At 48.9% G+C, this 15,431-nt stretch carries 17 protein-coding genes and 1 other annotated feature; all 17 genes read right to left on the bottom strand.

The features are described 5' to 3' along the window. Positions 1-4 precede the first annotated feature (4 nt). The 17 genes from hydE to RF007C_RS11925 all read right to left on the bottom strand — a co-directional run bounded on the left by hydE (position 5) and on the right by RF007C_RS11925 (position 15,319). The gene (gene hydE / locus RF007C_RS12005; RefSeq protein ID WP_037300085.1) at positions 5-1,042 is read right to left on the bottom strand and encodes a [FeFe] hydrogenase H-cluster radical SAM maturase HydE; all 1,038 of its coding nucleotides are present in this window, start codon (positions 1,040-1,042) and stop codon (positions 5-7) included. A 1-nt stretch (position 1,043) separates the two neighbouring features. Beyond that, positions 1,044-1,976 carry a quinolinate synthase NadA gene (gene nadA / locus RF007C_RS12000; RefSeq protein WP_037300082.1) on the bottom strand — a complete coding sequence of 311 codons (933 nt, stop codon included), beginning with the start codon at positions 1,974-1,976 and terminating at the stop codon, positions 1,044-1,046. A 259-nt stretch (positions 1,977-2,235) separates the two neighbouring features. After that, positions 2,236-2,622 carry a RidA family protein gene (locus RF007C_RS11995; protein ID WP_019679929.1) on the bottom strand — a complete coding sequence of 129 codons (387 nt, stop codon included), beginning with the start codon at positions 2,620-2,622 and terminating at the stop codon, positions 2,236-2,238. A gap of 20 nt (positions 2,623-2,642) precedes the next feature. After that, a complete protein-coding gene (locus RF007C_RS11990; RefSeq protein WP_037300080.1) occupies positions 2,643-3,314 on the bottom strand; it encodes a hypothetical protein in 672 nt (223 codons plus the stop codon). A gap of 139 nt (positions 3,315-3,453) precedes the next feature. Further along, positions 3,454-4,527 (bottom strand): 3-isopropylmalate dehydrogenase, encoded by a 1,074-nt coding sequence (gene leuB / locus RF007C_RS11985; protein WP_037300077.1) that lies wholly within the window; start codon positions 4,525-4,527, stop codon positions 3,454-3,456. Positions 4,528-4,591: 64 nt separating this feature from the next. Then, positions 4,592-5,230: a YhfC family glutamic-type intramembrane protease gene (locus tag RF007C_RS11980; protein WP_037300075.1), complete on the bottom strand. Its 639-nt coding sequence runs from the start codon at positions 5,228-5,230 to the stop codon at positions 4,592-4,594. Continuing rightward, entirely contained in the window at positions 5,223-5,675 is a 453-nt protein-coding gene (locus tag RF007C_RS11975) for an NUDIX domain-containing protein (protein WP_037300074.1), read from the bottom strand. The genes RF007C_RS11980 and RF007C_RS11975 overlap by 8 nt, the downstream gene beginning before the upstream one ends. A gap of 10 nt (positions 5,676-5,685) precedes the next feature. After that, the gene (leuD, locus tag RF007C_RS11970) at positions 5,686-6,177 is read right to left on the bottom strand and encodes a 3-isopropylmalate dehydratase small subunit (RefSeq protein WP_037300071.1); all 492 of its coding nucleotides are present in this window, start codon (positions 6,175-6,177) and stop codon (positions 5,686-5,688) included. After that, positions 6,174-7,442: a 3-isopropylmalate dehydratase large subunit gene (leuC, locus tag RF007C_RS11965; RefSeq protein WP_037300069.1), complete on the bottom strand. Its 1,269-nt coding sequence runs from the start codon at positions 7,440-7,442 to the stop codon at positions 6,174-6,176. The genes leuD and leuC overlap by 4 nt, the downstream gene beginning before the upstream one ends. A 37-nt stretch (positions 7,443-7,479) precedes the next feature. Then, positions 7,480-7,980, bottom strand: a complete 501-nt coding sequence (ilvN, locus tag RF007C_RS11960) for an acetolactate synthase small subunit (protein ID WP_037300067.1) — start codon at positions 7,978-7,980, stop codon at positions 7,480-7,482. 29 nt (positions 7,981-8,009) lie between these two features. Beyond that, entirely contained in the window at positions 8,010-8,399 is a 390-nt protein-coding gene (locus RF007C_RS11955) for a helix-turn-helix domain-containing protein (RefSeq protein ID WP_037300065.1), read from the bottom strand. Positions 8,400-8,637: 238 nt separating this feature from the next. After that, complete coding sequence (gene ilvB / locus RF007C_RS11950) at positions 8,638-10,320, bottom strand: biosynthetic-type acetolactate synthase large subunit (RefSeq protein ID WP_037300062.1); 1,683 nt, start codon at positions 10,318-10,320, stop codon at positions 8,638-8,640. A gap of 143 nt (positions 10,321-10,463) precedes the next feature. After that, positions 10,464-12,128, bottom strand: coding sequence for a 2-isopropylmalate synthase (locus RF007C_RS11945; RefSeq protein ID WP_037300060.1), 1,665 nt, complete (start codon positions 12,126-12,128; stop codon positions 10,464-10,466). Between the two features lie 74 nt (positions 12,129-12,202). Next, positions 12,203-12,449, bottom strand: a binding site (T-box leader). Positions 12,450-12,526: 77 nt separating this feature from the next. Then, positions 12,527-13,135, bottom strand: coding sequence for a hypothetical protein (locus tag RF007C_RS11940; RefSeq protein ID WP_037300057.1), 609 nt, complete (start codon positions 13,133-13,135; stop codon positions 12,527-12,529). A gap of 174 nt (positions 13,136-13,309) precedes the next feature. Then, complete coding sequence (locus RF007C_RS11935) at positions 13,310-13,564, bottom strand: hypothetical protein (RefSeq protein WP_037300055.1); 255 nt, start codon at positions 13,562-13,564, stop codon at positions 13,310-13,312. A 36-nt stretch (positions 13,565-13,600) separates the two neighbouring features. Beyond that, on the bottom strand, positions 13,601-14,275 hold the full coding sequence (locus tag RF007C_RS11930) for a TIGR00266 family protein (RefSeq protein WP_037300053.1): 675 nt from the start codon (positions 14,273-14,275) through the stop codon (positions 13,601-13,603). A 60-nt stretch (positions 14,276-14,335) separates the two neighbouring features. Continuing rightward, entirely contained in the window at positions 14,336-15,319 is a 984-nt protein-coding gene (locus tag RF007C_RS11925; RefSeq protein ID WP_037300050.1) for a biotin--[acetyl-CoA-carboxylase] ligase, read from the bottom strand. Between the last annotated feature and the right edge of the window lie 112 nt (positions 15,320-15,431).

Here is a 15,431-nt window from a genome sequence, read left to right as displayed (position 1 = left end):
TGGTTTATTTTATGCAGTCTCCGCGCTCGGAGGCAATTTCATAGCCTGCTGATTCTATCCTTCTTTGCAGGCAGCCGCGGCATTCCGCAGCCTCCTCACCCGTGCATATCTTATTGTCATAAAGGTCGTATTTTTTACGTACCTTTACAGGTGAAAGATTGGGCATTACCACGTTGCAGCCTGTTTTCAGCCCCAGTTCCCTTCCGTTGGGGGCGATGGTGCCCAGAGCAGTTGTGGCAGGCAGAAGCACCTTGGGGAACATGAGCCTGAGTATACCCAGAAGTCTCAGCGTCAGCTCAAGAGTGCCGCCGTTTTCCCCGGCAAAGGGAGTATTATGATGGGGTATGAATGGACCTATGCCTATCATCTGAGGCTGCAGCTCCTGTAAAAAGCGCAGGTCTGCAATTATATGCTCAGTGTTCTGGAACGGAGCTCCCACCATGAAGCCTGCGCCCACCTGATAGCCCAGCTCCTTCAGGGAGAAGAGACATTCCTTGCGGTTTTCAAGGCTCATCTCAACGGGGTGGAGCTTCCTGTAAAGCTCCTCCGAGGCAGCCTCGTGGCGGAGCAGGTATCTGTCGGCGCCTGCCTCTCTCAGACGCCTGAAGCTCTCGTATGAACGCTCGCCAAGTGACAGGGTCACGGCGCAGTCGGGGTATTTTTCCTTTATTTCGGATATGACTCCGCATAGGAAGTCATCGGTGAAAAAGCTGTCCTCGCCTCCCTGCATCACGAAGGTACGGAATCCCAGTCCGTAGCCGTTTTCGCAGCAGCTGAGAATATCTTCGCGGGACAGGCGGTAGCGGTCGGCGTCCTTGTTGCTGCGGCGGATACCGCAGTAAAGGCAGTCGTTCTTACAGAAGCTGGAAATCTCGATAAGTCCTCTGAGAAAAACCTTTTTGCCGTAGCTTTTCTGCCTTGTTTCATCAGCGTATCTGCGCAGGAGCTCTGCCGTCTCTGTATCATCTGTTCCGATGAGGGCTTTCAGTTCTCCGTCTGAAAGGTCGCCTGTATTATAAAGCTTTTCGACGATACCGGTCATATCAGCCGCCCAGCCTTATCATTTCGTCTATGCATTTTCTTGCCTGTACTATGAGCTCGTCGTCCATGATTATTTCAAAAGCGTCGCCGTTTCCGCTGCCGATACCTGCAAGGGTGTTGTATATATCGGGGAGTGTGGTGAGCTTCATATTATGACAGACGAGGTCGCGGCTGACTGGATAGAATTTCTTGTCGGGGCAGTCGTACTGTAAATGCTCCACAATGGAGTTTTCGGTGCCGATGATGAATTCCTTCTTGTCGGACTTCTTTGCAAAGTCCATTATTCCCGTGGTAGATCCCACATAATCGGCAAGCTCAACGACCTTGGGAGTACATTCCGGGTGAACGAGGAAGAGTGCATCGGGGTATTCCTCCTTGGCAGCTGTTACTTCCCTGACGGTTATCCTTGCGTGAGTGGGGCAGCCGCCCTGTAAGAGCTTTATATCCTTATCGGGGCACTGTCTCCTGATGTAGTCGCCCAGATTGCAGTCGGGTATAAAGAGTATCTTGTCGTTGTCCAGGGCTTTTACGATGCGCAGAGCGCTTGACGAAGTAACACAGACATCGCAGACGGTCTTGAGAGCGGCAGTGGTATTCACGTAGGCCACTACCGTGCGGTCAGGCTCCTGAGCGCGGATGGCGCTTATCATATCCTTGTCCATCTGTTCTGCCATGGGGCAGCCGGCGTGTTTATTGGAGAGATATACGTGCTTCTGCGGCGAGAGCATCTTAGCTGTCTCGGCCATGAAGTGAACTCCGCAGAACAGTATATTTTCCTCTTTAATGTTTTTGGCGTCAACACTGAGCTTGTAGCTGTCGCCGACAAAATCGGCTATTTCGCATATCTCACGTGCCTGATAGCAGTGAGCGAGTATAGCGGTGTTGGTCTCTTTTTTGAGTTTTAATATTTTTTCCTGTAATTCACGAACTGTCATGATCTTATTTCCTTTCGTAAATCATAATTTAGCAGCGTGACGCTGCATCAGCGGTATATCAAAGGGAGAATATCTCCGTTGAAATGCCGATAATGCGCCCGGCAAGGCTTATGAGCAAATATAATTCACCTATTTTATCATTATACCACATATGAGATATAATTTCAAGCCAAAAAGAAACTCCCCTGTTCCTGACGGACAGGGGAGTGTTATGTTCAGCTGTACGGCGCAGGGTATGCGCCTTTTTAAAGTCAGGCTGTCAATAAGAATAATCGCAGACCTCGGCAATGACCTCGACCTCCACAAGGACTCCCTTGGGAAGAGTTTTTACCGCAACGCAGCTTCTTGCAGGGAGAGAAGTGAAATATCTGCCGTAGATCTCGTTGAAAGCGGCAAAATCATTCATATCTGCAAGGAAACAGGTGGTCTTGACGGCCATTTCAAAGCCTGAGCTTGCTTCGGCAAGGACAGCGCCGAGATTTTTCATTACCTGCTCGGTCTGTTCCTCAATGGTCGTACCCTTGACGGTATTGGTAAGGGGGTCGATTGCGATCTGACCGCTTGTGTATACCAGACCGTGTGCAACTACTGCCTGTGAGTATGGACCCACAGCTGCGGGAGCCTTGTCTGTGCTTATTATTTTCATATAGCCTCATCCTTTACTGTTTATTCTTCGATGGTCGTATCTTCGCCGTCATCATCCCAGCCCCAGTTCCAGTCGCTCTCGCTGGCTTCGCCCTGGTCCACGATGATGTAACCGAAATAGTTTTCTTCGCCTTTCTGAGTAAGGTATAAACGGTACTCTGTATAGGCGTGATCCTCGTCATTGATCGTCATATGCTGGACTGCACGCATGAAAGTACATGGGCCTTCATAGTCCTTGCTGCTGCAGGAGAAGGATGCCTTCTTGTATTTTTCAAAGTCAAAGCCGCTGCCTTCGATGCTGAATACAGCGTTCTCATCGTCCATTCCCTCGGCAGAGAGCTTGTAGTCCTTGCCGCAGAAGTGGAGAGTGCCGTCCTCTGATATAGTCATTGGATCGTTCTTGAGAGTTTCTTCAAGTTTTTTTGGATCAAGCTCACCGGGATATTCTCCCATTGTCATATGACCTGTTTTATGGTAAGGACCTGCAAGATCCTTAAAGCTTACTGACATTTCGGCAGCAGCCTTTGTGCTTTCTTTGTTATCCTTGCTTTCCTTACTGTCAACAGTGGTGGAAGCAACGGTAGTATCTGCCTTGTCGTTTGTCTTTTCCGCAGACTTTTCCTTGTCAGCGCTGCACCCCACAAGCGCTGCCGCAAAAATAAATGCAGAAAGCCCCATTAAAGTTTTTTTCATTTTTATACCTCCGATAATACCATTTAATATCATGTAATGCACCCTTGTGCATCTGAGAATATGATAATATTATTCAGGTAATTTGTCAAGAGATAAAAAATTAAATTTTTGTTACAACTAAAGAAATATATATATTTATTTATATCGCTTTTAATATTGCTTCGGTCATAGCGGTACATGAAAGTGGTGTATCCAGGCTGCTTCCCATAAGGTCGGCGGTTCTCAGTCCCTGATCGAGTACCTTGTCCACGGCCTTTTCGATAGTCCCGGCTTCTGCGGTAAGGCCGAAGGAATAGCGGAGCATCATAGCTCCCGAAAGTATGGTAGCTATAGGGTTTGCCATATTTTTGCCTGCAATGTCCGGAGCGGAACCGTGAATGGGTTCATACAGGCCGCGTTTTGAAGCTCCAAGCGAAGCGGAGGCCAGCATACCTATTGAGCCTGTGATCTGTGAGGCTTCATCTGAGAGTATATCTCCAAACATATTGGACGTTACTATGACATCGAACTGTTTCGGATCGCGTACCAGCTGCATAGCGGCATTATCCACGAACATATCCCTGTATTCCACATCGGGATATTTCTCCGCAAGCTCGTGCATGGTCTTTCTCCAGAGTCTTGATGACTCCAGAACATTTGCCTTGTCTATGCTGCAGATGCGCTTGCTGCGCTTCATGGCAGCTTCAAAGGCGACTTTGCCTATGCGTTCTATCTCGGTGACGCTGTAAGCCTCTGTATCGAAGGCCTCGGTGCCGTATCTGCCCTCGCGGTAGCCTCTTTCGCCGAAGTATATGCCTCCCGTGAGTTCGCGGACTATGAGCAGATCAAAGCCGTCTCCTACTATCTCGTCCTTCAGGGGAGAAGCACTTCTCAGAGCGGGATAGAGCTTTGCGGGACGGAGGTTTGTGAAAAGTCCCATGGCGGAGCGAATACCGAGAAGAGCCTTTTCCGGACGTATATCTCCTGCAAGGCCGTCCCATTTCGGACCGCCCACTGCGCCGAGGATAACGCTGTCCGAGGCAAGGCAGCCATCCACTGTCTCCTGAGGGAGCGGAAGACTGGTCTCGTCAATGGCGCAGCCGCCAATAAGGTATGGAGTGAATATGAATCTATGTCCGAATTTTTCTGCCGTTTTTTCAAGTACGGCAACAGCGCTGTCCACTATTTCGGGACCAATGCCGTCGCCCTTTAAAAGTGCGATCTTGAGTTCCATAAGATAATCCTTTCGTTTTTCGGTTATGTTGAGGCTGATAGTTTCCGGCGATCCATGTTGATTATCAGTAATCCGTCTGCATAGACTTCCAGCAGCGATACGCGGCATAGCATATGCCTGCTGTCAGAAACAGACGGATCGCCATTGAAACAGGCGTTATAAACAGCGCTCCTGAGAGATTGCCCAGAAAGTGGAGAAATACTGCTAATGGCAGCATTATCTTCGACTTGTTCATCTGTATGCCGTAGAATATGAGAATAGTCACGCCGATACAGAATGCCGCGCCTTCAAAGAAGCCAATTAAATTCACAGCGAAAATATCGGAAGCTGCTCTGCCTGTGCCGATGAGGTTTATGCAGGCAAGTCCCGAGCCTATCGCCTCGAATGAACCGTGCCCTATTGCGTAGGTAACTGCGTCCCTGCGATCGTCATAGGAAGTGAGGAGATACCGCAGCACAAGAAATTTCGCGCCCTCTTCAAATATGCCGTAGAGCAGAGCCTGCTGCAAATAGAACGAGAGATGATCGCTGCGGTCAAAGCCTGCCCGAATAGCTCCCGCAACGAAGAATACAGGTAAGCAAACTGCAAGCGCGACAGGTGCGGGAAGTATCCGTGCCCCTGTCTTTTTGTGCCAGAATATGAGCAGGAGCATTGGCCCCAGCAGATTTATAAGTCCTGCCAGAAGGCAGCTAAGATCAGTCATATTTATCTCCTTGATAAGCTGTCGGTGCCGATATGCCGCCGCTGAGAATGTCAAATACATTGTTCTTCTCGAAATCGCCGATTATCTCTGCGGGAAGCAAAGACCTGCACATCTGCTCGTCAGCCCATACAAAGGAGCTGTGTTCAAAGCTGAGCCTTATGTCCTCTTCATCTGTTTCGCACAGATATACTATGAGCAGATCGGGTATCTCATGGTGTAATATCGCAGCATAAGCGATATTGCCTATCCGGATATCCGTAATTCCTGTTTCTTCCCTGACTTCTCTTTTAGCTGCCTCCTTGGGAGTCTCTCCGCTCTCGATATTGCCGCCTGCATTCTCCCATGTATCCGCGCCGATGTCATCGTTTTCACAGCGCTTTATAAGAAGGAATCGGTTGAGCCTTTTATTGTAAATGATACATTTTACGATTATCTTTGCTATCATTTCCGCTCCCTCAGAAAGAGCCGTTGGCAATGGACTGCATAAGTCCGCCGTTTTCGATTATTTTCTGTACGAATTCCGGGAAGGGTGCTGTCCTGTACTCCCTGCCGGTAGTTAAATTGCGTATTATACCCTTATCCAGGTCGGCTTCCACCTTGTCGCCCTCGGAGATCTCCTCAGCAGCCGCAGGACATTCCACTATGGCAAGTCCTATATTTATAGCGTTCCTGTAGAAGATACGCGCAAAGCTCTTTGCGATGACAAGGGATACTCCGTTTGCCTTTATGGCTATGGGAGCGTGCTCACGGGAGGAGCCGCAGCCGAAATTCTGACCTGCAGCTATTATATCGCCGTTCTGTACGCGGCTGACGAAAGTCTTGTCAAGGTCCTCCATACAGTGGCTCGCCAGCTCCTTGTGGTCGCTGGTATTGAGGTAACGCGCGGGGATAATAACGTCTGTGTCAACATTGTCGCCGTATTTTATAACATTACCTGTGTATTTCATGCTTCCATTACCTCCCACGGACTTGTTATCCTGCCGGTTACAGCACTTGCTGCGGCAGTTGCGGGACTTGCCAGATATACCTCGGACTCGGTGTGTCCCATACGTCCCACGAAATTGCGGTTGGTAGTGGTGACAGCTCTTTCGCCTGCTGCCAGTATGCCCATATATCCGCCCAGACAGGGGCCGCAGGTAGGAGTTGACACAACAGCTCCGAATTCGATGAATGTGCGGAGGAGTCCCATTTCCATTGCTTCGAGGTAAACTCTCTGAGTGGCGGGGATTATGATGACTCTCACGTTTTTCGCAGCCTTTCTGCCTTTCATTATCTCAGCGGCAGCGATGAGATCCTCAAGTCTGCCGTTGGTGCATGAGCCGATGACTACCTGATCTATTTTAATATCGCCTATTTCAGCGAAAGTTCGTGCGTTTTCCGGCAGATGCGGAAAAGCAACGGTCGGCTCGATCTGCGAAAGGTCGATATTTATGACCTCGTCGTATTCCGCGTCCTCGTCGGCCTTGTATATGACGGGCTCTGCTCCGCCGTGTTCGCGGATATAGCCGAGGTTAATATCATCCACCTCGAATATGCCGTTCTTTGCGCCTGCTTCGATAGCCATATTGGCTATGCAGAGGCGGTCGGCCATGGTCAGTGAGGAAAGCCCCTCTCCCGTGAATTCCATGGAGCGGTAAAGAGCTCCGTCAACTCCTGTTTTTCCGATGATATGGAGTATGACGTCCTTGCCCGATACATACTTCCTGAGACTGCCCGTGAGGACTATCTTCATTGCCGAAGGTACCTTGAACCATGCCTTGCCCGTTGCCATTGCGCAGGCCATATCCGTGGAGCCCACGCCTGTGGAGAATGCTCCGAGAGCACCGTAGGTGCAGGTATGGGAGTCTGCGCCTATAACGGCATTTCCTGCGGTAACAAGACCTTTTTCCGGGAGCAGGGCGTGTTCTATGCCCATTTCTCCCACATCATAAAAATGGGTGACCTCCTGTTCCGTGCAGAAATCACGGCACATCTTGCACTGCTCCGCAGCTTTTATGTCCTTATTGGGAGCGAAGTGATCCATGACCATAGTGATCTTGTTTCTGTCGAACACGCTGTCCTTGCCAAGCCTGCGGAACTCCTTTATAGCTACGGGAGAGGTTATATCGTTGCCGAGAACGAGATCAAGGTCTGCCAAGATAAGCTCTCCCGGGCTGACCGAATCTCTGCCCGAGTGAGCCGCAAGTATCTTCTGCGTCATTGTCATTGCCATTTTTATCATTCCTTTCGATAAGCTGTACTTATCGGGTTTATTTTACTGTTTTGAGGCAGTTCTCACCGCGCTCTATAGCTACTATACCGGTGCGGCACATCTCCATGATGCCGTAGGGCTTGAGAAGCTCGATGAATGCGTCTATCTTTGAGGTCTCGCCTGTGAGCTCGCAGGTGAGTGCGGCAGGAGAGTAATCAACTATCTTTGAGCGGAATATCTCCACGGCAGTCATTATATCCTGTCTTATTTCCGCCTTGTTCCTGATCTTTATGAGGAGAAGCTCGCGTATTACCGTGTCCTTGCTGTCCAGCACCTCTACCTCCCTGACATCATGGAGCTTCTGGAGCTGCTGGAGTATGCGCTCCTTTATATCCTCGTCGCCGTGGAAGGCTATGGTTATGCGTGAAAAGCCGCTTGACTCGGTCTCGCCCACGGTAAGGCTGTCTATATTGAAGCCGCGGCGGGTGAACATTCCCGATACACGGGAGAGTACACCCGAAACGTTTGCTACTATAACTCCTATTACATACTGATCCATAGATCACACCTCATTTTTGTTACTGTTTATTACTGCGGAAAGCCATATATACTGAAATAAACTATCATAGATACAACGTCTATCAGAAGTATTGCCCCAAAGATTATTGCAGCTATTTTCAGACCTTTTTTTGCTCTTTTCCTGTTCTGTTCCGTCAATACCTTTTCCGCAACCTGATTAACTATATCGGACCTTGTACTGTTCCCGTCATTTTGTACGGGAGCCTTGTCCAGCACCAGCTCGTCCAGGGATATACCGAACAGATCGCTGATAGCGGCAAGCTTTTCCATGTCGGGAGTGGAATCTCCCACTTCCCATTTTGAAACTGTCTGCCTTGAAACGTTGAGACGATTTGCGAGCTCCTCCTGTGAAAAGCCCTTCTGCTTTCTGAGTTCGTAAAGCTTATTATTGAATCCCATTTTTACTCCTCCTGTCTTTCCGACCGCTGACTGAGCTGAAAAGATACTGCTCTGTCAGTATAGATATGTTACTTTTTCATCAGTGATATTTCCTGCATCCCTGATGAGACAATAGTATCATTTCCTGTGTGAGAAGTCTACCAATTACCTTTAACAATCTGTCAACGAGACCTGACAATGGTGTAAAAAGTCGTTGCAATGCCTGTTTTCAGGCAAAAACGGTGATGCTGCCGCGCAGTTATCTGACCTCGGTGATGATCTCGTCGATGGAACCGTTTGGCGGGAGCATTGGCAGTACCAGTTCGCTGCTGTCAACTGGGCAGTCTATAACGAAAGGTCCGTCACAGGCAAATGCCTCGGCGGCAAGCTTTTCAAGCTCCTCATTGCTGCAAGCGCGGCCGCCCTTTGCACCGAAGGCTTCTGCCAGCTTTACGAAGTCGGTCTTTCTGTCGAGTACGGTACCCGAATAGTGCTTTTCAAAGAAAAGCTCCTGCCACTGATGTACCATGCCGAGGACGTTGTTGTTCATAATAACTATTACTACGGGAGTATTCTGTGATACCGCCGTTGCCAGCTCGCATAGGTTCATGCCGAAGCTGCCGTCACCTGTGAAAAGAACGGCTTTCCTGCCTGTTGCAAGGGTGGCTCCTATGGCAGCGCCCAGACCGTAGCCCATAGTCCCGAGGCCGCCGCTGGTGATGAATGAGCGTGTCCTTTTCAGGGGATAGCGCTGGGCGGTCCACATCTGGTGCTGACCTACGTCTGTAGCCACGATAACGTCGTCTCCCGCATGGGAGCTGATAATATCAATTATATCATAGGGACAGAGCTTGCCCTCTATTTTTCTGTAAGCTGCTGCTGTGCGCTTTTTCTCCTCTTCCCTGAGCTGTGAGATACGCTCCGACCACTGAGGGTGTTTTTTCTCCTCCACCATGGATATGAGGCGTTCTGCGGCGTCCTTGATATCGCCGCGTATAGCCAGGTCGGCAGCTATGTTCTTATGGAGCTCCGCACCGTCGATGTCTATGTGTATTATTTTGAAATTCTTTGCATAGCGGGAGTTATTTCCCGTAGCCCTGTCGCTGAAGCGCACTCCGAGGGCGATTACCAGATCTGCTTCGTCCTCGGCGACGGATGCGGCGTAGTGTCCATGCATACCCTGCATACCGAGGAATTTCGGGTTATCGTCGGGAACAGCCGAAAGTCCCATAAGCGAGCAGCCCATGGGAGCGTCTATCTTATCGGCAAGAGCAGCCACCTGTCCGGAAGCTTTTCCGCTGATTACTCCTCCTCCGAAGTAGATATACGGTCTTTCGCAGCTGTTTATCATCTCCGCAGCCTTTAAAAGCTTATCCTCGGGGACAAAGGTCAGAGGATAGGGGATAACGGGCTGACGGTCTGCTTCGAATTCACAGACTGCAGTCTGGATATCCTTGGGAATATCCACGAGAACAGGACCCTGACGGCCTGATTTTGCTATTTTGAAGGCTGTGCGGATAGTGTCCGCCAGTTCGTATATGTTCTTTACTATGAAATTATGCTTGGTTATAGGCATGGTAACGCCCACAATATCGACCTCCTGGAAGCTGTCCCTGCCGATGAGATCACAGGAAACGTTGCCTGTAATGGCGACCATGGGAACAGAATCGAGGTAGGCTGTAGCAATGCCTGTTACGAGATTTGTGGCACCGGGGCCCGATGTAGCTATGACAACGCCTGTTTTTCCCGTTACTCTTGCATATCCGTCGGCTGCATGGGCAGCGCCCTGTTCATGGGCGGAAAGGATATGCTTTATGCGGTCGCGGGCGTTATAGAGCTCGTCGAATAGATCGATGACCTGTCCGCCCGGGTATCCGAATATAGTATCGCAGCCCTGTTCGATCAGGGTCTCGATAACGATCTTTGCACCTGATATTTTCATAGTATCAATGTCCTTTACTTTATTGAGATCATAATTATACTGGGTAAATTATGATTTTATATTAACATTTTACGGCGGTAAAATCAATAGGTGTGAAGGTTTTTAGGCATTATATACGCATAACCGAGTCTGTATTTGTGCAATCAGCCTGCATTGAGCATATTATTCACCGCGCTTACAAGGGCTTTGACCGATGACGTGATGATATCGTTATCTATACCCGTACCCCAGAAGCTCTTTCCATCGCCTGTGATTATCTCCACATAGGATACCGCCTTTGAAGCGGAACCTACCTCAAGAGCGTGCTCGGAATAGGTATTCAGGCTGTATCCCGAACCCGTATACGAGCGGATGGCATTGCTGACGGCATCAAGACGTCCGTTTCCTGTATCCGTGGCAGTGACTTTCCTGCCGTTGTAATCGAAGCTGATGGTAGCTTCGATGCCGTTGCGCTGTACGAAATGAGTCTCTGTTATTCTTATGGGAGAAACTATATCCACATAGTTGCTCTTGAAGATCTCGTATACCTCGTCGGGGAGAAGCTCCTTGTGCTTGCGGTCGGAGATGCTCTTTACCATATAGCCTACGCTCTCGCGCATCTTCTTTGGCAGATCGTAGCCGAAGCGGGTCTCCAGGATATAGCCTATGCCGCCCTTGCCGGACTGGCTGTTAATGCGGATAACATCGGATTCGTACTCTCTGCCGATGTCCTGCGGGTCAATTGGGAGATAAGGCACGTTCCAGATAGTCTCGCCGTGTTCCTCGCGCCATTTCATACCCTTTGCGATAGCGTCCTGATGAGAACCGCTGAATGCTGCGAACACCAGTTTTCCCGAATAGGGCTGGCGCTCGTAGATACCCATGCGTGTCAGGCGTGAATATGTCTCGGAGAGTGATGGTATATCGCTGAAATCCAGCTGCGGATCAACGCCCTGGGAGTACATATTCATAGCCAGGGTGATTATATCCACATTTCCCGTTCTTTCGCCGTTTCCGAAGAGAGTTCCCTCAACTCGCTCAGCTCCTGCCAGCAGGCCCATTTCGGTATCTGCCACGGCACAGCCGCGGTCATTGTGGGGGTGGAGGGAGACTATGACGTTTTCGCGGTATTTCAGGTTCTCACACATATACTCTATCTGGTTTGCGTAGATATGCGGCATTGAGAGCTGAACCGTTACGGGGAGATTGATTATTACCTTATCATCGTGAGAGGGCTGCCATACGTCCAGTACTGCATTGCATATTTCCAGTGCGAATTCAGGCTCTGTTCCCGTAAAGCTCTCGGGAGAGTACTCAAATCGGAAATTCCCTTCGTACTTCCCGCGGTATTCCTTGCAGAGCTTTGCACCGCTGACAGCTATTTCCTTTATCTCCTCCCTACTCTTGCGGAAGACCTGCTCGCGCTGAGCCAGCGAGGTGGAGTTATACAGGTGAACTATGGCGTTCTTGCAGCCTCTGAGTGCCTCAAAGGTCTTTTGTATGATATGCTCTCTTGACTGGGTGAGTACCTGTATAGTCACATCGTCGGGAATGAGATCCTGCTCGATAAGGGTGCGGCAGAAGTCGTATTCAGTCTCCGAAGCGGCAGGAAAGCCGATCTCTATCTCCTTGAAGCCGATGTCCACCAGCTTCTGGAAGAACTCAAGCTTTTCGCCTAAGCTCATGGGTATGATAAGAGCCTGATTTCCGTCGCGGAGATCAACGCTGCACCACATGGGCGCCTTGTCCACATAGGACCTGCCTGCCCATTTCATTTCGGTTTTCGGTGCTTCAAAGAATTGTCTTGTGTACTTGCTGACGTTATTCATATAAATACCTCCATTCCGATCCGTTTTGCCTTATGCAGGAGGGTAATAAAAAAGTCTCCTCCATGCGTCGGCATGGAAGAGACGAAGTTACTTTAATACTCCGTGGTACCACTCTTCTTGATGTAAGAATACACCCACTCGTCTGCGTCGGATCAACGCATATCTCTGTAACGGGAGCGCCCGTCCGAGCCTACTTGAATATGATTCTTTTGGTCGGCTGCTCGGGGAGGAGTTATTTCTCATACGCTGCTGCTGCCTTTCACCAAACGGCAGTTCTCTGTGGAACAATATATGAGCTTTGTTTCCCTTCATAGCATTTTGATTTGTTATCTGTATTATATAACATAAAAACAGATTTGTCAAGAGCTTTTCAGCTCCCGACAAATCTGCAAACAGAATTATAAGCTGACTGCTTTGACGTAACCCTGAACTGGTTCTCCAAGATGATTGACGTAATCATCGGTTTTTATGTATTCTGTTTTAAATACCTTGTCCGCCTTTGGATCCACTATATAAACGCGCCTGCCGCTTAAAACGGTTCCTTTCCCAAAAGCACCTATTACCTGAGCACCATTATCAGCGCTTTTACGTAAAGGCTGCCAGCTTGTTGTTTTGAATTCCTTACCATTGGGATTATACTCTCCCAATACTTCATAAGACTTTTTAGCTTTTGTACAGAGTTTTATTTCTTTGATTTTCATATACATTCCGCCGTATGCATCTGACACTTTATAATAATTGCCTTTTACATCCAGTATTGCAACATGAGTATCCTTTAATACATTTGCAGTGGGGAACGGTTTGAAATTTTTGTCATACATCTTTGCAACTTCTACATTTACTATACCTTCTGCCAGCATAGCAGAGTCTGCAGCTTCAGCTGTTATCGGAGTTGCCAACGATATTTTGCTGAAAGGCTGATCGACTGATGCGGGGAGCACTACACAAGCGGATAGTGTGACTGCTGTGAGTACAGCGCCGAGAGTTTTTTTGATAGGATTCTTCATTTTTATTCATTCCTTTATTATAGTTTTTTCTGAAAGATATATCTTCGCTTTACAAATACAACTGATAGATCATTTATAGTGAAGTGTATTATTCAAAATCAGATAAAACTGTCATGTTGCACATAAAGCAGATAGATCATAGTGTATTCTGCCAAAGAATAAGATCGGTCGGATTTACGGTGCCTTTGCACCGCAGTCAGGGCAGAAATTAGTGGTACAATCCCTGCCGCAGCTGCATTTCCAGGGCTTCACGGGAGCCTTTGCTCCGCATTCGGGACAGAAATTGGTGCTGTTTTCCGTACCGCAGAGGCACAGCCACTTGTCTCCGTTCCATACACGGGGAGTCCTGTTATCTGCGGCCATGCGGAAAAGCTCGTCAGCCCTTGTCATATACTGAAGTCCCATAACGGGGAAACCATAAATAAACATAAGCTTCACCTCAATACTTCAGGCATTTATCTGTTCTCAGCGCTTTACGCCCATTGAGAGGATCCTGCCTGCAAAATCGTTGAAGTTCTGAGTCTGGAGGATTATCTTTCCGGGACCTGTAAGGCGTGTGATGAAGAGTCCCTCGCCGCCGAGGAAGATATTACCCAGTCCCTTAACGGTCTCGACCTCATAGTTTACAGTGGGCTCGAAGGCAACTACATTACCTGTGTCCACCTTGAGAACTTCGCCGGGATTGAGGTAGCGTTCCACCATATCGCCGTCTACTTCAAGGAAAGCCATACCCTGTCCGAAGAGGTGCTGAAGTATGAAGCCTTCGCCGCCGAAGAGACCCGACATGAATTTCTTTGTGAATATAGCCTTGAGGTCAACTGTCTGTTCAGCGCAGAGGAAAGAGCCCTTCTGGCAGATAAGGTCGCCCTGTGAGATATTTACGGGTACGACTGAGCCGGGAACTGTTGAGCCGAAGGCGATCTTTGCGCCGGCAACTTCGGCGGTATAATTAGCCATGAAGATAGATTCGCCTGTGAACATTCTTCCGAGGCTTCTTCCGAGGCCACCTCTTGCGTTTGTTGACATTTTGATACCCTGGCTCTGCCATATCATGCCGCCTGACTGGGTAAACATTGATTCTCCTGCGTTGAGTTCACATTCAACTGCGGGAACGGTCTGACCGATTATAGTATATCTCATACAGACATACCTCCTTACGATTTTGATTTATTATATGCGCTCCGGCGCACATATGCCATATTATGCCTTTATCCTGCAAAGATTTGCTTCACCCGAGTTGAGGTTTCTTATCTCACCCGAGGGGAGCTGTACCACAAGATTGGCGTTGTCGTCGATGCCGAGAGCCTCGCCGACGATCGTATCTTCGCCTACATGGGCGGATATTATATTTCCTGTGAGCATTTCTCTTTCGCGGTACTGCAGGAGAAAACTTCTGTCCTCTATCTTGCCCAGATATATCTCCAGACGGTTGAGGAGCTCCGCACAGAGCTTGTTCCTGTTAACGGCTACGCCTGTTTCGTCCTCTATGGATGTAGCGGTCTTTTTCAGCTCCTCGTCGAAGCTGTCGGCGATACTGCGGACATTTATGCCGATGCCGATGGTAGCGCAGTCGAGGACGCGCATTTCCAGTCCCAGAGAGGCCTCGGTAAGTATGCCGCATATCTTCTTGCCGTTCATATACAGGTCGTTGACCCATTTTATCATTACCTTGCCGCCGCAGAGAGCTTCAACTGCTTCAGCGGCTGCACAGGCAGCTGCTGCGGTTATCATAGGGGCGAATTCAAGGCCGAAATTTGGTCTGACAAGTACGCTTACATAGAGACCCTTTCCCGAGGGAGATTCAAATTTTCTGCCTATCCTGCCTCTTCCCGCAGTCTGACGGTCAGCCACCGCAGTGGTGCCGCTTGGGGATTTTTCTGTTTCAAGCTCACGTACTACGTTATTTGTTGAGTCTACCTCGTCGAATACCTTCAGAGTCCTGCCTATAGTCTTAGTCCTGAGGAAGGGGGAGATAAGTTCTGCCGAAAGTCTGTTATTGTTTTTGTTGAGCTTGTATCCTTTTGAAGTCACGGAGCTGATCGAAAAGCCTTCCGCTTCAAGAGCCTTGACGGCTTTCCAGACGGCATTACGGCTTACACCGAGCTTTTCCGCAAGAGCTGCACCCGATATGAAGTCGCCGTCAGATTCGGCAAGAGTCGAGAGCAATTCGTTTTTGACGTTCATGGTAATAAGTTCCTTTCGGTAATATTGATAACATTGTACCATAAAAAAATGAATTTTTCAATAATAAAGGAATAAAAAGGCGAAAGGAATATCATAATTTTTTATAAAGTAC

Source organism: Ruminococcus flavefaciens 007c, from assembly GCF_000571935.1.
In the GTDB taxonomy this organism is placed as follows: domain Bacteria; phylum Bacillota; class Clostridia; order Oscillospirales; family Ruminococcaceae; genus Ruminococcus; species Ruminococcus flavefaciens_F.
This window is presented reverse-complemented; position numbering and strand designations above follow the sequence as displayed.